Source organism: Cellulomonas palmilytica (assembly GCF_021590045.1).
In the GTDB taxonomy this organism is placed as follows: Bacteria; Actinomycetota; Actinomycetes; order Actinomycetales; family Cellulomonadaceae; genus Cellulomonas; species Cellulomonas palmilytica.
The window spans coordinates 1,499,253-1,515,102 of record NZ_CP062221.1; the positions used below are offsets into that span (position 1 = coordinate 1,499,253).

Annotated in this window: 18 protein-coding genes; 11 read left to right on the forward strand and 7 right to left on the reverse strand. The window is 73.7% G+C overall.

Annotated features, from left to right (window positions below; all coding sequences use genetic code 11):
- Positions 1-3: 3 nt before the first annotated feature.
- Positions 4-852 (reverse strand): ABC transporter permease subunit, encoded by an 849-nt coding sequence (locus F1D97_RS06975; RefSeq protein WP_236123133.1) that lies wholly within the window; start codon positions 850-852, stop codon positions 4-6.
- Positions 849-1,805 (reverse strand): ABC transporter ATP-binding protein, encoded by a 957-nt coding sequence (locus F1D97_RS06980; protein WP_236123134.1) that lies wholly within the window; start codon positions 1,803-1,805, stop codon positions 849-851. The genes F1D97_RS06975 and F1D97_RS06980 overlap by 4 nt, the downstream gene beginning before the upstream one ends.
- 215 nt (positions 1,806-2,020) lie before the next feature.
- On the opposite strand from F1D97_RS06980, the gene F1D97_RS06985 reads away from it, so the two are divergent.
- The 3 genes from F1D97_RS06985 (at position 2,021) to F1D97_RS06995 (ending at position 4,891) form a co-directional block, all read left to right on the forward strand.
- Positions 2,021-2,830, forward strand: coding sequence for a Bax inhibitor-1/YccA family protein (locus F1D97_RS06985; RefSeq protein ID WP_236123135.1), 810 nt, complete (start codon positions 2,021-2,023; stop codon positions 2,828-2,830).
- A gap of 77 nt (positions 2,831-2,907) precedes the next feature.
- Complete coding sequence (locus F1D97_RS06990; RefSeq protein WP_236123136.1) at positions 2,908-3,897, forward strand: acetylxylan esterase; 990 nt, start codon at positions 2,908-2,910, stop codon at positions 3,895-3,897.
- A gap of 28 nt (positions 3,898-3,925) precedes the next feature.
- Positions 3,926-4,891, forward strand: coding sequence for a transglutaminase domain-containing protein (locus F1D97_RS06995; protein ID WP_236123137.1), 966 nt, complete (start codon positions 3,926-3,928; stop codon positions 4,889-4,891).
- Between the two features lie 25 nt (positions 4,892-4,916).
- Here the strand turns inward: F1D97_RS06995 and F1D97_RS07000 are convergent, their stop codons facing one another.
- Entirely contained in the window at positions 4,917-5,756 is an 840-nt protein-coding gene (locus F1D97_RS07000; protein WP_396022563.1) for a CPBP family glutamic-type intramembrane protease, read from the reverse strand.
- Between the two features lie 180 nt (positions 5,757-5,936).
- Between F1D97_RS07000 and F1D97_RS07005 the strand changes: the two genes are divergently transcribed.
- Positions 5,937-6,344 (forward strand): FKBP-type peptidyl-prolyl cis-trans isomerase, encoded by a 408-nt coding sequence (locus F1D97_RS07005; RefSeq protein ID WP_236123138.1) that lies wholly within the window; start codon positions 5,937-5,939, stop codon positions 6,342-6,344.
- Positions 6,341-6,739, forward strand: coding sequence for a SelT/SelW/SelH family protein (locus tag F1D97_RS07010; protein ID WP_255701602.1), 399 nt, complete (start codon positions 6,341-6,343; stop codon positions 6,737-6,739). Before F1D97_RS07005 ends, F1D97_RS07010 begins: the two co-directional genes overlap by 4 nt.
- A 291-nt stretch (positions 6,740-7,030) precedes the next feature.
- Here the strand turns inward: F1D97_RS07010 and msrA are convergent, their stop codons facing one another.
- Complete coding sequence (gene msrA / locus F1D97_RS07015) at positions 7,031-7,684, reverse strand: peptide-methionine (S)-S-oxide reductase MsrA (RefSeq protein WP_236123139.1); 654 nt, start codon at positions 7,682-7,684, stop codon at positions 7,031-7,033.
- A 194-nt stretch (positions 7,685-7,878) separates the two neighbouring features.
- Between msrA and F1D97_RS07020 the strand changes: the two genes are divergently transcribed.
- Positions 7,879-9,078: an AI-2E family transporter gene (locus F1D97_RS07020; protein WP_236123513.1), complete on the forward strand. Its 1,200-nt coding sequence runs from the start codon at positions 7,879-7,881 to the stop codon at positions 9,076-9,078.
- Positions 9,075-10,277, forward strand: a complete 1,203-nt coding sequence (gene ilvA / locus F1D97_RS07025) for a threonine ammonia-lyase (protein ID WP_236123140.1) — start codon at positions 9,075-9,077, stop codon at positions 10,275-10,277. Before F1D97_RS07020 ends, ilvA begins: the two co-directional genes overlap by 4 nt.
- A 66-nt stretch (positions 10,278-10,343) precedes the next feature.
- Here ilvA and greA read toward each other — a convergent pair whose 3' ends face one another.
- Together greA and F1D97_RS07035 are read right to left on the reverse strand one after the other, a co-directional pair.
- A complete protein-coding gene (greA, locus tag F1D97_RS07030; protein WP_236123141.1) occupies positions 10,344-10,829 on the reverse strand; it encodes a transcription elongation factor GreA in 486 nt (161 codons plus the stop codon).
- Positions 10,830-11,053: 224 nt separating this feature from the next.
- Positions 11,054-11,482 (reverse strand): DUF4307 domain-containing protein, encoded by a 429-nt coding sequence (locus F1D97_RS07035; RefSeq protein ID WP_236123142.1) that lies wholly within the window; start codon positions 11,480-11,482, stop codon positions 11,054-11,056.
- Positions 11,483-11,778: 296 nt separating this feature from the next.
- Here F1D97_RS07035 and mca point away from each other — a divergent pair, with 296 nt between their 5' ends.
- The 3 genes from mca to F1D97_RS07050 are packed head-to-tail and all read left to right on the forward strand — an operon-like array spanning position 11,779 to position 13,831.
- Positions 11,779-12,678: a mycothiol conjugate amidase Mca gene (gene mca / locus F1D97_RS07040; RefSeq protein ID WP_236123514.1), complete on the forward strand. Its 900-nt coding sequence runs from the start codon at positions 11,779-11,781 to the stop codon at positions 12,676-12,678.
- Positions 12,675-12,986: a hypothetical protein gene (locus F1D97_RS07045; RefSeq protein ID WP_236123143.1), complete on the forward strand. Its 312-nt coding sequence runs from the start codon at positions 12,675-12,677 to the stop codon at positions 12,984-12,986. The genes mca and F1D97_RS07045 overlap by 4 nt, the downstream gene beginning before the upstream one ends.
- A 38-nt stretch (positions 12,987-13,024) precedes the next feature.
- Positions 13,025-13,831 (forward strand): carbon-nitrogen hydrolase family protein, encoded by an 807-nt coding sequence (locus tag F1D97_RS07050; protein WP_317618969.1) that lies wholly within the window; start codon positions 13,025-13,027, stop codon positions 13,829-13,831.
- 53 nt (positions 13,832-13,884) lie between these two features.
- Here F1D97_RS07050 and trhA read toward each other — a convergent pair whose 3' ends face one another.
- Positions 13,885-14,610, reverse strand: a complete 726-nt coding sequence (gene trhA / locus F1D97_RS07055; RefSeq protein ID WP_236123144.1) for a PAQR family membrane homeostasis protein TrhA — start codon at positions 14,608-14,610, stop codon at positions 13,885-13,887.
- 198 nt (positions 14,611-14,808) lie between these two features.
- Between trhA and F1D97_RS07060 the strand changes: the two genes are divergently transcribed.
- Positions 14,809-15,570 carry an isoprenyl transferase gene (locus tag F1D97_RS07060; protein ID WP_236123145.1) on the forward strand — a complete coding sequence of 254 codons (762 nt, stop codon included), beginning with the start codon at positions 14,809-14,811 and terminating at the stop codon, positions 15,568-15,570.
- The last annotated feature ends 280 nt before the right edge of the window (positions 15,571-15,850 follow it).

Sequence of the window (15,850 nt, forward strand, 5' to 3'; positions counted from 1 at the left end):
CTGTCAGGCGTCGCGGCGCTTGGTGAGCCAGGCCCCGGCGGCGAGGATCACGACGAGGTAGGCGAGCAGGACGCCGGCACCCTGCCACGCCGAGAGCACCACGGAGCCGGTGAAGCCCGCCTGCTGCTCGATCATCGCGTCGGTGAGCGTCATCTGGGAGCCCGCGACGTTCGGCAGGTACGGCGTGAGGTCCTGCAGCGGCTTCCACGGGATGAGGCTGAACAGGATCGGCAGCACGAGCAGGATGCCGAGCGTCGTCGTGATCGCCGCGGCGGAGTGCCGCATGAGCACGCCGAGCCCGAACGCGAGCACACCGATCATCGTCACGTACAGCGCGTTGCCGACGAGCGCGCGCACCACCTGCGGGTCGCCGAGGTCGACCGACGCGCCCTGGCTGCCGAAGATCAGCGCCTGCAGGGTGGCGGCGACGGCGACCGCGAGGGCCGTGACGACGAACACGACGAGCGCGAGCACGAGGCCCTTCGCCCACAGGACCGGCAGCCGGCGCGGCGCGGCGGCGAAGCTGCTGCGGATCATCCCGGTCGTGTACTCGCCGGTGATCGTGAGCGCCCCGAGCACGGCGACGGCCGTCGGCCCGAGGTAGGGGATCGCGCCGAACGCGTCGAGCGCGTTGACGTCCTCGGTGCCTCCGCTCATCTCGTTGGCGTCGAGCATGCCCCACGTGATGAGCAGGACGAAGCCCACGATGACGACGGCGGTGATGGCGAGCGTCCACGCGGTGGAGCGCAGCGACCAGAGCTTGATCCACTCGGACCGCACGAGCCGGGGGAACGTGACGTGCACGTCCGTCGCGGGGGCGGGTGCCGGTGCGGCGGCGGTCGTGGCGGTCATCGGGCGGCCTCCTGACCGGTCGCCGCGACGGGCGCGACGCCGTCGTGGCCCATCGTGGAGTGGTACTCGACGGTGTCCTGGGTGAGGGACATGAACGCCTCCTCGAGCGAGCCCTGCACGGGCGTGAGCTCGTGCAGCACGACGCCCGCGGCCGCGGCGGCCTCGCCGATCTCGGGTGCGGTCGCGCCGTGCACGACGAGCGAGCCCGGCTCGGAGGACGTGACGCTGACCTCGGGGCCGGCGAGCAGCTCGGCGAGCTGCGCGGCCTGCGGGCTGACGACGCGGACCGACGTGCGCGTGCCGCGCTCGACGATGTCCTTGACCGGCCCGGCGGCGATGATCTTGCCGCGCCCGATGACGATGAGGTGGTCCGCGGTCACGGCCATCTCGCTCATGAGGTGCGAGGACAGGAACACGGTGCGGCCCTGGCTCGCGAGGTACTTGACCAGGTTGCGGACCCACAGCACGCCCTCGGGGTCGAGGCCGTTGACGGGCTCGTCGAGGATGAGCGTGCGCGGGTCGCCGAGCAGCGCGGCGGCGATGCCGAGCCGCTGGCCCATGCCGAGCGAGAACCCGCCGACGCGCCGCTTGGCGACGCTCTCGAGACCGGTCATCTCGATGACCTCGTTGACCCGGGCGTCGGAGATGCCGTGCGTCGCGGCCAGCGCGCGCAGGTGGTTGCGGGCGCTGCGGCCGGTGTGCACGGCCTTCGCCTCGAGCAGCGAGCCGACCTGCGTGAGCGGCGAGTGGTGCTCGGCGTAGGGCTTGCCGTTGACCGTGACGTGCCCGGCGGTCGGACGGTCGAGCCCGACGATCATGCGCATCGTGGTCGACTTGCCGGCGCCGTTCGGGCCGAGGAAGCCGGTGACGGTCCCGGGCTCGACCCGGAACGAGATGGAGTCGACGGCGAGCTTCTCGCCGTATCGCTTGGTGAGGTTCGTTGCCTCGATCATCGCGGAGGCTCTTCCGGTCGGTGACGTGTCGCGTCGACACTAGAGGCAGGGGCCCACGGCGAGGCATCCGACTGCGGGTGGACCTTCCCGACCGCGGACTGCCGCGGGTCCGTCCACAGGATGGTCGGCGTGAGCCGGGGAACCGGCGGCCCGCCTTGTACGTTGGACGACCACAGACCTGCGCCGAGGTGGCGTGGGCCGATCAGGAGGACGACGTGGCGAACCCCGTCTTCAGCAACAGCCCCGTCTTCGGCGAGGACAAGCGCCGCAGCGGAGGGACCCTCTACGCGGAGTCGAGCGCGACGCACTCGACGGTCGACGCCGCCGCGCTCGACCAGATGTACGCGGCACCCGCGGCCACGACGCGCGAGACCGGCCGCCTCACGTACGACGACGTGATCATGAAGACGGGCGGCCTGCTCGCCCTGCTCGTGGTCGTGGGCGCCGCGACGTGGGCGCTCGCCCCCGGGCTCTGGATCGTCGGCGCGCTCGTCGGCCTCGTGCTCGGCCTCGTCAACGCGTTCAAGCGTGAGCCGAGCCCCGTGCTCATCTCGCTCTACACCGTCGCGCAGGGCGTGTTCCTCGGCGGCATCAGCGCGTTCTACGAGGCGCGCCACCCCGGCATCGTCGGTCAGGCGGTCCTCGGCACGCTCGCCGTCGCGGCCTCCGCGCTGGTGGTCTTCAAGTCCGGCAAGGTCCGTGTCACGCCGAAGTTCACGCGCTGGCTCGTCCTCGCGATGGTCGGGTACCTCGTGTTCTCGCTGCTCAACGTGGTCCTGATGATCGCGGGCGTCGGCGGCGGGGAGTACGGCCCGCTGCGCAGCGACGGCCTGGGCATCCTCGTCGGCCTGTTCGCGGTGGGTCTCGCGGCCGCGAGCTTCATCGTCGACTTCGACGCGATCAAGAAGGGCGTCGAGGGCGGCGCGCCCCGCAAGATGGCGTGGGCCGCGGCCTTCGGCCTGATCGTCACGCTCGTCTGGCTGTACCTCGAGATCCTGCGGATCCTCGCGATCTTCCGGGAGTGACGCGCGTCCGGGGGACCGTCCCCGGCACGCCGCACGCCTGACACGGAGCCACCCGTCGACCTCGCTAGGGTCGGCGGGTGGCTCTCTACGACTTCCCCCTCCCCGAGCTCGAACGCTACCTCCCGGACCTCGACGAGCCCGCGGACCTCGACGCGTTCTGGTCCCGCACGCTCACCGAGGCGCGCCGCCACGACGTCGTGGTCGACGCGCGCCCGGTCGACACGGGACTGCGCCTGATCGAGACGACCGACCTGACGTTCGCGGGCTTCGACGGCCAGCCGGTCAAGGCGTGGGTGACGCGACCCGCGGGCTCGCAGGGCGATGCGCTGCCCGCGGTCGTCGAGTACATCGGCTACGGCGGCGGGCGGGGGTTCGCGCACGAGCACCTCGCGTGGGCCGCGGCCGGGTTCGTGCACCTGCTCATGGACTCGCGCGGGCAGGGCTCGACGTGGGGGAGCGGCGCGCACACGCCCGACGAGGCGGGCTCGGGCCCGGCGTCGCCCGGTGTCATGACGCGCGGCATCGAGGACCCCGAGCGGTACTACTACCGCCGGATGATGACGGACGCGGTCCGCGCGGTCGACGCGGTGCGCGCGCTGCCGGGCGTCGACCCGGCGCGCGTGGCGGTGACGGGCGGCAGCCAGGGCGGTGGGCTCACGCTCGCGGCCGCAGGCCTGTCCGACGGGCTCGTCGCCGCCATGCCGGACGTGCCGTTCCTGTGCCACTTCCGCCGCGCGGTCGACGTCACGGACGGCTTCCCGTACGGCGAACTCGTCCAGTACCTCGCGGTGCACCGTGGCGCGCGAGAGCGGGTGTTCCGCACACTGTCCTACGTCGACGGTGTGCACCTCGCGCGCCGCGCGACGGCGCCCGCGCTGTTCAGCGTCGCGCTGCGGGACGACATCTGCCCGCCGTCGACGGTGTTCGCGGCGTACAACCACTACGCGGGGCTCGCGTCGCAGCGTCCCCGCACCGACATCGAGGTCTACGAGTTCAACCGGCACGAAGGCGGCCAGGGCTTCCAGCTCGACCGCCAGCTGCGCTGGCTGCGCGAGGTGGTCGGCTGAGGGCGCCGACGACGGCGAGGAGAGGCGCATGAGCGGGAGCACGACGAGGCTGCGCGCCGGGGGCGTGTCGCCGCCCGACTGGGCGGAGCACACGCCGTTCAGCGACCCCGGCCCGCACGCGGGCGTGCTCGCGGGTGTCGCGCCGCAGCCCGAGGCCGTGCACGCCGCGGTGACGGGCCTGGTCGCGCACTACCGCGGCGAGGCGGCGGTGCTCGACCCCGCGCGCGCCTCGGAGGTCGACCTGCGCTGGTGCGAGCGGATCCTCGACGTCGGTCTGGCCCGGTCGCCGCAGCTCGCGGGCCGCTCGTCGGACCTGCGCGGCGGGGGCTGCTGCCGCGACCACACGCTGCTGGCCGTCGCGGTGCTGCGCCAGCACGGCGTGCCGGCGCGCTCGCGGGTCGGGTTCGCGGCGTACTTCGTGCCGAACTTCCACGTCGACCACGTGGTGGTCGAGCAGTGGGACGGCGAGCGGTGGGTGCTGTGGGACGCGGAGCTGCCGGAGAGCTTCGGGGCGGCCCCGTTCGCGGGCGAGCCGTTCGACGTCCGGGACATCCGCACGGGAGTCCACGGGCCGTTCGTCACGGCGGCGCAGGCGTGGCTGGCCCACCGCCGGGACGGGCTCGACCTGTCGCGGTTCGGCGTGGCGCCCGGGATCGACGTCGGAGGGCGGGACTTCGTGCGCGCGTACGTGCGTCTCGAGGCGGCCCACCGGCGCGGCGACGAGCTGCTCCTGTGGGACGTGTGGGGTCCGGGCGCCGAGACGGCGGGGCCCGAGGACCCGGTCGGTCCGCCCGACGAGGCGGACCGCCTGGCCGACGAGGTCGCGGACCTCCTGGTGCGCGCGGACGCGGGCGACGCGGGAGCGGAGTGGGCGCTCGCGGCCCGGTACGCCGACGACGACCGCCTGCACCCGGGCGACGCCGTGCGGATCTGGTCACCCCTGGGCCGCGTGGGCACGGCGGACCTCGCCGCCCGCACGACCACCTGGGACTAGTCGCGCGCTGCCGGCGTCGGGGTCGTCATCGCGGCGCGGTGACGAAGACGTCGAACAGGTGGGGCGAGTGCGCGTGCACCAGCACCATGAACACCACCGCGTCGAACAGCAGGTGCACGACGAGCACGTACGTCAGCGACTTGGTCCGGCTGAACGTCCAGCCCTGGACCAGCGCGAACGGGATCGTCAGCAGCGGCCCCCACGAGCGGTACCCCAGCTCCCACAGGAACGACACGAACACGGTCGCCTGCAGCAGGTTGGCGAGCCACACCGGGAAGTGCCGGCGCAGCAGCGCGAACACGGTGCAGATGAAGAACAGCTCGTCCCACGTGCCGACCGCGTTGACGCCGACGAACAGGCGCGCGATCTCGTCGGGCGCCTGGACCGTCGGCCAGTTCCGGTACGCGCCCGAGGACAGGAAGTAGAACGGCAGCAGCAGGTACCCCGCGGTGACGACGACGAGCAGGTACCCCCACTGGAACCGCGTCCAGCGCCGTCCGGTGCGCCACGGGAAGCGGATCACGTCGTCGCCGAACACGCGGTGCGACAGCACGTACGGCACGACGACGGCGAGCGACAGCGCGACGGCGAACCGCACGATCCCCGCGTCGGACAGGTCCGCGGCCAGCGGGATCGAGCTGACGATCGCCATGCCGGTCCCGACGAGCAGCAGGTCACGTCCCAGCACCCGGTCGACGACGAGCCCGAGGACCACGCCGACGACGAGCGGGACGTACGCCAGCGGCCGCACGTGCACCGCGAACAGCAGCACCGCGGACCCGCAGACCAGCGCCGCGGCGAGCGCGTGCAGCGGCGGCACGCGCGTGCGCGCGGTCGTCGGCGCGTGGTCGGCGAGCTCGGTCACGCGCCCCACCTTCGCAGACGACGGCCCGCCCGGCTGGTCGGCGGGCCGCTCGACGGTCGGACACGGCTGGACACGGCTGGACACGGCTGGACGAGGTGATGCCCGTGTCGGTCGCATGCGCGAGGATGGGCGGGCGCGTCCGCGACCGGGCGCACCACCGATCCCACAGGGAGTTCCTCCATGACTGCTGCCCTGCCCGAGGTCTCGGGTTCGTTCGGCCAGAAGCCGACCCTCGCGTTCCCCGCCGCGGCACCGTCCGGCGAGCTCGAGGTCCAGGTCCTCAGCCGGGGCGACGGCGAGCTGGTCGAGGCCGGCGACGACATCGAGGTCCACTACCTCGGCCAGTCCTGGCAGGGCGGCGTGTTCGACAACTCGTACGACCGCGGCTCGTCGATCAACTTCCCGATCGGCGTCGGTGCCGTCATCGCGGGCTGGGACGAGGGCCTCGTCGGCCAGCAGGTCGGCAGCCGCGTGCTGCTGTCGATCCCGTCGCACCTCGGCTACGGCGACCGCGGCGTCCCGCAGGCCGGCATCAAGGGCGGCGACACGCTCGTGTTCGTCGTCGACATCGTGCGGACGTCGCGCTGAGCCGCGTCGTCCTCACCTACTGCACGCAGTGCCGCTGGCTGCTGCGTGCGGCCTGGTACGCCCAGGAGCTGCTGACGACCTTCCACCGCGAGGTGGGGGAGGTCGCGCTGCGTCCGGGGACCGGTGGCGTGTTCGTCGTCGAGGCCTGGCCCGACCAGGCGCCCGACCAGGCGCCCGACCAGGCGCCCGACCAGGCGCCTGACAAGGCGTCCGGCGAGAGGGCCGACGACGAGCACGCCCCGGTGGTGCTGTGGGATCGCAGCCGCGACGGCGGGTTCCCGGAGATCACCGAGCTCAAGCGCCGGGTGCGGGACGTCGTCGCGCCCGGCAAGCCGCTCGGCCACAGCGACCACGTCGCGACGACCACGGGCGACCCGTCCGCGGCCGAGGACTAGCCGAAGCCGGACCACGAAGTTGGACTGCGGTCCGACGCCACGTGGACGCCTGGTTCACACGGTTCGCTCGGACTCGTACCTTCTGACCAGGCCGACCGGTCGCCTCGTGACCGCAGCTCTCGCTGGGTCGCACAACGGTGTGCGTGCTGGTCGTCGGAAGGCCCTCGTCGCAGCGCGGGTTCAGGGGGAGCCTCGCGCGCGCCGCGGGTGGGCGGTGTTCCGGGGGGAGACAGCACCGCCCACCCTGCGGTCAGGCGGCGACTCGAGCGGCCGCCGCGTCCTTCGCGGGCGTCAGTCGCACGTCACACCGGTCGAGTGGACCGGGCAGTACCCGTGAGGGTTCTTGACCAGGTACTGCTGGTGGGATGGCTCGGCGTAGTAGAACGGGCCGGCCTCGTCCGCGGGGCGGATCTCGGTGGTGATGTCGCCGAAGCCCGCGCGCGCGAGCCGCGGAGCGAACAGCTCGCGCGTGGCGTGCGCGGCCTGCGCCTGCTCGGGCGTCGTCGTGAAGACCGCCGAGCGGTACTGCGTGCCGACGTCGTTGCCCTGGCGGAAGCCCTGCGTCGGGTCGTGCGCCTCCCAGAAGTGCCGCAGCAGCTCGTCGTGCGGCAGGACCGTGGGGTCGTACGCGACCAGGACCGTCTCGGTGTGCCCGGTCATGCTCGTGCAGACCTCGTCGTACGTGGGGAACGGCGTGAAACCGCCCTGGTAGCCGACGGCCGTCGTGACGACGCCGGGGAGCTGCCACAGCTCCTTCTCGGCGCCCCAGAAACAGCCGAGCGCGAGGTGGATCACCGCGGTGCCCTCGGGCCAGGGGCCCTGCAGGGGGGTGCCGAGGACGACGTGGGTCTCGGGCACGGTGTAGGCGTACCGGTCGCGGCCGGCGAGCGCGCGCTCGGGCTCGACCATCGTGGTGCGGATCGCGGATCCGAAGAGCCATCCCATCGTGGGTCTCCTTCGTCGGGCGCCGGCCTCCGCGCGCCGGGTGCTGCGCGAGGGGCGCCCACGGGGCACAACCGTCGTGGTCCCCGGTGTGTTCCTGGCGCTCGCGGACCCGCGTGCGACCGTAGCCTGGGGCGGTGAACGCACCGGTCAACGCTCCTGGGCCCGCGGCGCCGCGCGCCGCCGACGCCGTCCCGATGTCCGTGCAGCGTGCCGCCGCGTGGTCCTGGCGGCTGCTGCTGATCGCCGCCGCGCTCGCGGTGGGAGTCGCCGCGATCGCGTACCTCAAGCTCGTCGTCGTGCCCGTCGCGGTGGCGCTGCTGCTCACGGTGCTGCTGCAGCCGCTGAGCACGTGGCTGCAGCGGCGTGCGCGGATGGGCCGCGCGGCCGCGGCAGGGGTGTCGGTCGCCGTCCTCGTCGTGGTGGTGCTCGGGCTGCTGGTGCTCGCCGGGCGCTCGGTGGTGCTCGGGATCGCGGAGCTGTGGGAGCAGGCGCAGGAGGGCGTCGACACGCTGCTCGACTGGCTCGCGACCGGTCCGCTGCAGCTGTCGACCGAGAACCTCGAGGGCTGGGTCGAGCAGGCGCGCCAGGCCGCGGCGGACAACAGCGAGACCCTCGTCGCGGGTGCGCTGCACGCGACCGTGACCATCGGGCACGTGCTCGCGGGCGCGGTCATCACGCTGTTCTGCACGTTCTTCTTCCTGCACGACGGCCGGCAGATCTGGTCGTGGCTCGTCGGGCTGCTGCCGCGCGGCACGCGCGAGCACGTGCACCAGGCGGGTCGGCGCGGGGTCGTGACGCTCGGCGCCTACACGCGCACGCAGATCCTGGTCGCGGCGGTCGACGCGGTCGGCATCGGGATCGGTGCGGCGATCCTGCAGCTGCCGCTCGCGTTCCCGCTCGCGATCCTCGTGTTCCTCGGCTCGTTCGTGCCCATCGTCGGTGCGGTGGTCACGGGTTCGATCGCCGTGCTCGTGGCGCTCGTCACGCAGGGCCCGGTGGTCGCGCTGATCATGCTCGCGATCGTGCTCGGCGTGCAGCAGCTCGAAGGGCACGTCCTGCAGCCGTTCCTCATGGGGCACGCCGTGTCGCTGCACCCCGTCGCGGTGCTGCTCGCGGTGGCCGCGGGCTCGTTCATGGCGGGCATCCTCGGTGCGCTGTTCGCGGTGCCGATCGTCGCGGTGCTCAACACCGTGGTGCTGTACCTGCACGGGCACGACAAGTTCCCGCAGCTCGGGCACGACGACCACGTGGCCCTCCGACCGGTCGGTCACCCCGCGATCGACCGTGCCGTGGCGCAGCTCGCGGAGACCGAGGCGCTCGGCGGCGAGCCCGCGGTGGGGGCCGACGAGGGTGCCGCGACCGACCTGGACGACGCCGGGGGCGACGCGCGATGACCTGGCTCGAGGACGTCCGGCGCGCGGCCGCGCTGCTCGAGGGGGTCGCCGAGCGCACCCCGGTCGAGTCGAGCCGCGCGCTGTCCGAGCTCGTGGGCACGCCCGTGCTGCTCAAGTGCGAGAACCTGCAGCGCGCCGGGTCGTTCAAGATCCGCGGGGCGTACGTGCGGATGGCGGGCCTGTCCGACGACGAGCGGCGGCGCGGCGTGGTCGCGGCGTCCGCCGGGAACCACGCGCAGGGTGTCGCGCTCGCCGCGCGGCTCCTGGGCATCGACGCCGTGGTGTTCATGCCGACCGACGCCGCGCTGCCGAAGATCGCCGCGACGCGCGAGTACGGTGCGCGCGTCGAGCTCGTCGGTTCCAGCGTCGACGAGGCGCTCGTGCACGCGCGCGAGCACGCGCGCGTCACCGGCGCCGTGCTCATCCACCCGTTCGACCACCGCGACGTGGTCGTCGGCCAGGGGACCATCGCGCTCGAGATCGTCGAGCAGGTCCCGGACGTCGCGACGGTCGTCGTGCCCGTCGGCGGCGGCGGGCTCGCGGCGGGCGTCGTCGCGACGCTCGCCGAGCTGCGGCCCGACGTGCGGGTCGTCGGCGTGCAGGCGGCGCACGCCGCGGCCTACCCGGCGTCCCTCGCGGCGGGCGTCCCGACGAAGGCGCCCGAGCTGCGCACCATGGCGGACGGCATCGCGGTCGGGCTGCCCGGTGACGTGCCGTTCGACGTGCTCTCCCGCGCCGGGACCGAGGTCCGCACGGTCTCCGAGGAGGACCTGTCCCGCGCGCTGCTGCTCGTCGCGGAGCGCGCGAAGCTGCTCGTCGAGCCGTCGGGTGCGGCGGCGGTCGCGGCGCTCATGGCCGCGCCTCCCGGCGACCTGCAGGGACCGGTCGTCGCGATCCTGTCGGGCGGCAACATCGACCCGCAGGTGCTGCTGCGCGTCGTGCGGCACGGGCTCGCGTCCGCGGGCCGGTTCCTGTGGCTGCACGTGCGGATCGACGACCGCCCGGGCTCGCTCGCGCGGCTGCTCAACGACCTGGCGGCGACCGGTGCGAACGTCATGCACGTGTCGCACGTGCGCACGCAGACCGAGCTCGCCGTCGACGAGGTCGCGGTCGAGGTGCAGGTCGAGACGAAGGGCCCCGAGCACTGCGCGGCGGTGCAGCACGCGCTGCGCGCGGCGGGCTACCGCCTCACGGACTGACGGGCAGGGACGACGAAGGGCGCGTCCCCCGGTGGTGACCCGCGGACGCGCCCTTCTCGTGCCCGCTCAGCCCTCGAAGGGCTTCGCGGCGACGATCGTCACCTCGATCTCGCGCCCGTTCGGGGCGGCGTAGCTCGTCGTGTCTCCCACGGACTTGCCGTTGATCGACGCGCCGAGCGGCGAGGTGGGGGAGAAGACCTGGATGCCCGTAGTGCCGGCCATCTCGCGCGAGCCCAGGAGGAAGACCTCCTCGTCGCCCGCGACGACGGCCGTCACGACCATGCCCGGCTCGACGACGCCGTCGTCCGGCGGCGTGCCGATCTGCACGGTGCGGAGCTTCGCCTCGAGCTCGCGGATGCGGGCCTCGTTCTTCGCCTGCTCCTCGCGGGCGGCGTGGTACCCGCCGTTCTCCTTGAGGTCGCCCTCGTCACGCGCCGCGGCGATGCGCTGCGTGATCTCGTCGCGGCGGGGGCCCTTGAGGTCCTCGAGCTCGGCGCTCAGGCGGTCGTAGGCCTCCTGCGTCAGCCAAGTGGCCGCAGTCGTGTCGGTCACGATCGCTCCTTCCTGCTTCCTGGTGCGTCCCGTTCCGATCCCTGTGACGCCACGGCTCGAGGCCGCAGGCGTCACCGGGCGGTGTCCGGGGCGGGGTGTCGCCGTTCCTTCCGGTCGCGTCGACCGTCTGGTCCGGGTCCTCGTGCCGGGCCGGACCTCGGGGGCTGGCCGTGCGCGACGACCGTGGGGCGGCGTGCGAAACGCCCAGGATAGCAAGCGACCCGTCAGGGGGCGCCCGGCGTGTCCTCGACGGGGTCGCACGACTGCACGGTCGCGCTGACCGCGAGCTCCGCGGTGGGGATGACGACCGTGACGCGCTGCGTGCGCGCGCCCGGGCCGATGTGCACGTCCTTGACCCCGACCTCGGCGTACGACTGCGACAGCGCGCGCACGCGGCACGACGCGGTGCTCTCGGGGTCCTTCGTGACCTCGAACGTGAGGTCGACGGTGTCGGCACCGTGCACCGCGAACCCGATGGTCTTCCACTGCACCGGGTCGCGCAGCGCGCTGATGCCGAGCCAGCCCACGACGACCGCCCCGACGAGGGCGGCGAGCACGACCGTGACGAGCCACGGGACGCGCGAGCGCTCGTCCGGGTCGTCGCCGTAGCGTCCCGCGGGCGGCGTGGGGCTCGCGGCGGGCGTGCTGGCCACGGGGGTGCCTCCTCGTTGGTCGGCTGGTTGGTCGGCTGGTTGGTCGGCTGGTGGTCGGCCGGTCGGTCGGTCGGCCGGTGGTCGGCCGGTGGTCGTCTGACGGGTCCGCTGTCCATCTGCTGGTGTCTGCGGACCGGGGTTCCGGGTTCGTGGGTGCCGTGCGCGATCATTGTCCCGTGCCCGAGCTGCCCGCCGAACCACGGCGCCCCCAGAACGTGACCGACACCTCAGTCCCGAGCGCTCCCGCGGGGACGTTCGTGCGCCGCACGGACGCCGCCGGCGAGCCCTTGCGTCTCATGGCGGTGCACGCCCACCCGGACGACGAGTCCAGCAAGGGCGCCGCGACGACCGCACGGTACGCCGCGGAGGGCGTCGAGGTGCTCGTCGTGACGTGCACCGGCGGCGAGCGCGGCGACGTGCTCAACGAGAGGTACGGCCCCGCGCCCGAGGGCATCGAGGGCATGCGCGAGGTGCGCCGGCACGAGATGGCCGCCGCCGCCGCGGCGCTCGGGGTGCAGCAGCGCTGGCTCGGCTTCGTCGACTCCGGCCTGCCCGAGGGCGACCCGCTCCCACCGCTGCCGGAGGGCTGCTTCGGCCTGCTCGGTCTGGAGGAGGCGAGCGCGCCCCTGGTCGAGGCCGTGCGGGAGTTCCGGCCGCACGTCATGACGACGTACGACCCGACGGGCGGCTACCCGCACCCCGACCACGTGATGTGCCACCGTGTCGCGGCCGAGGCGTTCGCCGCGGCGGGCGACCCGGAGCGCTACCGGGGCCACGGTGAGCCGTGGACGCCGCTGAAGCTCTACTACAACCACGGCTTCTCGCTGGCCCGCCTGCGCGCGATGCACGAGGCGATCCTCGAGGCGGGGGCCGAGTCGCCGTTCGGGGACTGGATCGAGTCGCGTCAGGCGCGCGAGATCCCCGAGCGCGAGGTGACGACGCGCATCGAGTGCGCCGCGTACTTCGACCGGCGGGACGCGGCGCTGCGGGCGCACGCGACGCAGATCGACCCCGAGGGCTTCTTCTTCGCGGTGCCGCGCGAGGTCGAGCTCGCGCACTGGACCACCGAGGAGTACGAGCTCGCGGAGTCGCGTGTGCCGGTGACGCTCCCGGAGCACGACCTGTTCGCGGGGGTCGCGGTGCAGCCGCTCGGCGCGCTGGAGGCGTCCGACGAGGCGACGGAGGTGAGCCGATGAACGCGCTCGCCCTGGTCCTGGCGGCCACGCCGGTGCCGAGCCCGAGCCCGACGGTCGCGGCGAGCTCGGGCGGCTCGCCGGGGTTCCTCGGCTTCGTGTTCACGTTCGGGCTCGCCGCGGTCGCGGTGCTGCTGTTCCTGTCGCTCACGCGCCACCTGCGCGTGGTGGACCGCCGCGCCAAGCAGCTCGAGGCCGACGAGGCCGCCGCGCAGGAGGCGGGTCGGTCGTCGGAGAGCGATGCGCGCGAGGGTGCTGCGCGCGACGGTGACGCGCGCGACGGTGACGCGCGTCCGGGCGGTGCCGCGTGAGCGATCGTCCTGCGCCGCCGCAGCGTCCCGTTGTGCGCGTGACGCTCGCGCAGGTCGCGGCGTCCGCGGACGCGGCGGCGAACGTCGTGGTCGCGCGCGACGCGTTCGCGCAGGCGGAGCGCGTGCACGCGGACCTGCTGGTGCTGCCCGAGTACGCGTCCGCGTTCGACGCGCAGGGGGTCGGGGCGGAGCACGCGCAGCCGCTCGACGGCCCGTACGTCACCGCGCTGCGCGAGCGGGCGGCCGCGACGGGGGTCGCGGTGCTCGCGGGCGTCACGGTGCCGGGTGACGAGACCGACGCGCGGGCGACCAACGTCGTGGTCGCGGTCGACGGCACGGGCGCGCTCGTCGGGGCCTACCGCAAGGTGCACCTGTACGACGCGTTCGGCAGCCGCGAGTCCGACCGGCTGCGGCCGGGCCCGGCCGACGCGCCGCCGCTCGTGCTCGACGTCGCCGGCGTCCGGTTCGGCGTGCTGACGTGCTACGACCTGCGGTTCCCGGAGTCGGCGCGTCGCGTGGTCGACGCGGGCGCCGAGGTGCTCGTCGTCCCGGCCGCGTGGGCGGACGGCGCGCTCAAGGCGATGCACTGGCGCACGCTCGCGACGGCGCGCGCGATCGAGAACACGGCTGCGGTCGTCGCGGTCGGAATGGCGGGCAAGGGCGTGGTCGGGCGCTCGCTCGTCGTCGGCCCGGACGGCGTGGTGGCTCTCGAGATGGACGACGCGCCCGCGATCCGCACGGTGGACCTCGACCCGGCCGAGCTGCGCGGCGTGCGGGAGAGGAACCCGTCGCTCGCCAACCGGCGGTACGCCGTCGTCCCGGCCGAGGTCCCCGAGCAGGCCTGAGCGGGCCTGAGCGGGCCTGAGCGGGACTGAGCGGGACTGGGGGGTCCCGAGCGTCAGCGCAGCGAGTAGCTCGCGATCGACACCGCGATGTAGTGGCACGTGTACCCGACGACGGTGAGCGCGTGGAAGATCTCGTGGAAGCCGAAGTACCGCGGGCTGGGGTTGGGGCGCTTGGTGCCGTACACGACCGCGCCGACGGTGTACGCGAGGCCGCCGGCGATGACGAGCCACAGGATCGCCGGGCCGCCCTCGCGGTAGAACTGCGGCAGGAACGCGACCGCGACCCAGCCGAGGATCACGTAGATCGGCACGTAGACCCAGCGCGGGGCGCCCAGCCAGAAGATGCGGGCGAGCAGCCCGACGAGCGCGCCGGCCCAGACCGCGATGAGCAGGTTGCGCGCGGTGGTCGCGGGCAGCAGCAGCACGCACAGGGGCGTGTAGGTGCCGGCGATGATGAGGAAGATGTTGGTGTGGTCGAGGCGGCGCAGCACGGCCGCGACGCGCGGTGACCACGTGCCGCGGTGGTAGATCGCGCTGGTGCCGAACAGCATGACCGCGGACAGGCCGAACACCGCGGTGGACCATTTGGCGGCGGGCGTGGGGGACAGCACGACGAGCACGATCGACGCGGCCAGGACGAACGGTGCGACGCCCGCGTGGATCCAGCCCCGCAGCAGGGGCTTGACCGTGGCGGCCACCTGCTCGACGGCGCGGGAGACGCCCGAGGTCGTCTCCTCGTGCCGGGGACCGTCGCCGTTCGTGGCGGGGGTGCTGGCCATGCTGCCTCACGTTCGTCGTCCGGGAACCTACGACACCGTAGGTTACGGCACCGTAGGTTGCGTGTCGACCACACGTGCTGCACGGGCGATCCTGCCTCACGCACGTGTCCGGACGAGTACGGTGGACCGCGCCGGCACCACCCACGCCGCACCCGCCGGGCCCCGGGCCCACGTGTACCGATCGCAACAGGAGAGCGCGTGCGTCTGCCCCATCCGTTGTACGGGCTGTACGAGCGCCGCCTGGCAGCGTCGCTGCCCTCGGACCGGATGCCGCGGCACATCGGGGTGATCCTCGACGGCAACCGCCGCTGGGCCCGGTCCACCGGCAAGTCCACGCACGGCGGGTACCGCGCCGGCGCGGACAAGATCAGCGAGGTGCTCGCCTGGAGCGAGGACGTCGGCGTCGAGGTCGTCACGCTGTGGATGCTGTCCACCGACAACCTCAACCGCCCCGCCGACGAGCTCGAGGGCCTGCTCGTCGTGATCGACGACGCCGTGCGCGAGCTCGCCGCGACCCGCCGCTGGCGCGTCCAGGCCGTCGGCTCGCTCGAGCTGCTGCCCGAGCACACCGCGAAGGCGCTGCGCGACGCCGAGGACGCGACGCGCGACGTCGTCGGGCTGCACGTCAACGTCGCCGTCGGCTACGGCGGCCGCCGCGAGATCGCGGACGCGGTGCGCGCGTACCTGCGCGACGCGGCCGACCAGGGCCTCGGGCTCGACGACATGGCCGAGTCCTTCGACGTCGAGCACATCGCCGCGCACCTGTACACCAAGGGCCAGCCGGACCCGGACCTCGTGATCCGCACGTCGGGCGAGCAGCGGCTCGGCGGGTTCCTGCTGTGGCAGTCCGCGCACTCGGAGTTCTACTTCTGCGAGGCGTACTGGCCGGACTTCCGGCGCGTCGACTTCCTGCGGGCCGTGCGCGACTACGCCGTCCGGGAACGTCGGCTCGGGCGTTGACGCACGCGCTCGCGGTTGCCCCGGGAACCCCGCGTCCCGGCACGTCCCGCGTGGGGGTCACCCGGCCGGGTGGACGTCCGACGAGCGTCAGGTGAACTTCGTGTTTCGGACGGCGCGTCGGCGCGTGTCCGAGCCCGCTGCGCCGTGCGTGCGGGGTTAGCGTCGCGACAAGGACGTCGCCCCGGCGTCCCCGGGAGGCCTAGCCCATGGAGCAGCTGCTCCGGGAGGAGGGCCGGACCCGGCCCTTCGCAGGGTCGGACCGCCCCCGTCCCGCCGCCGC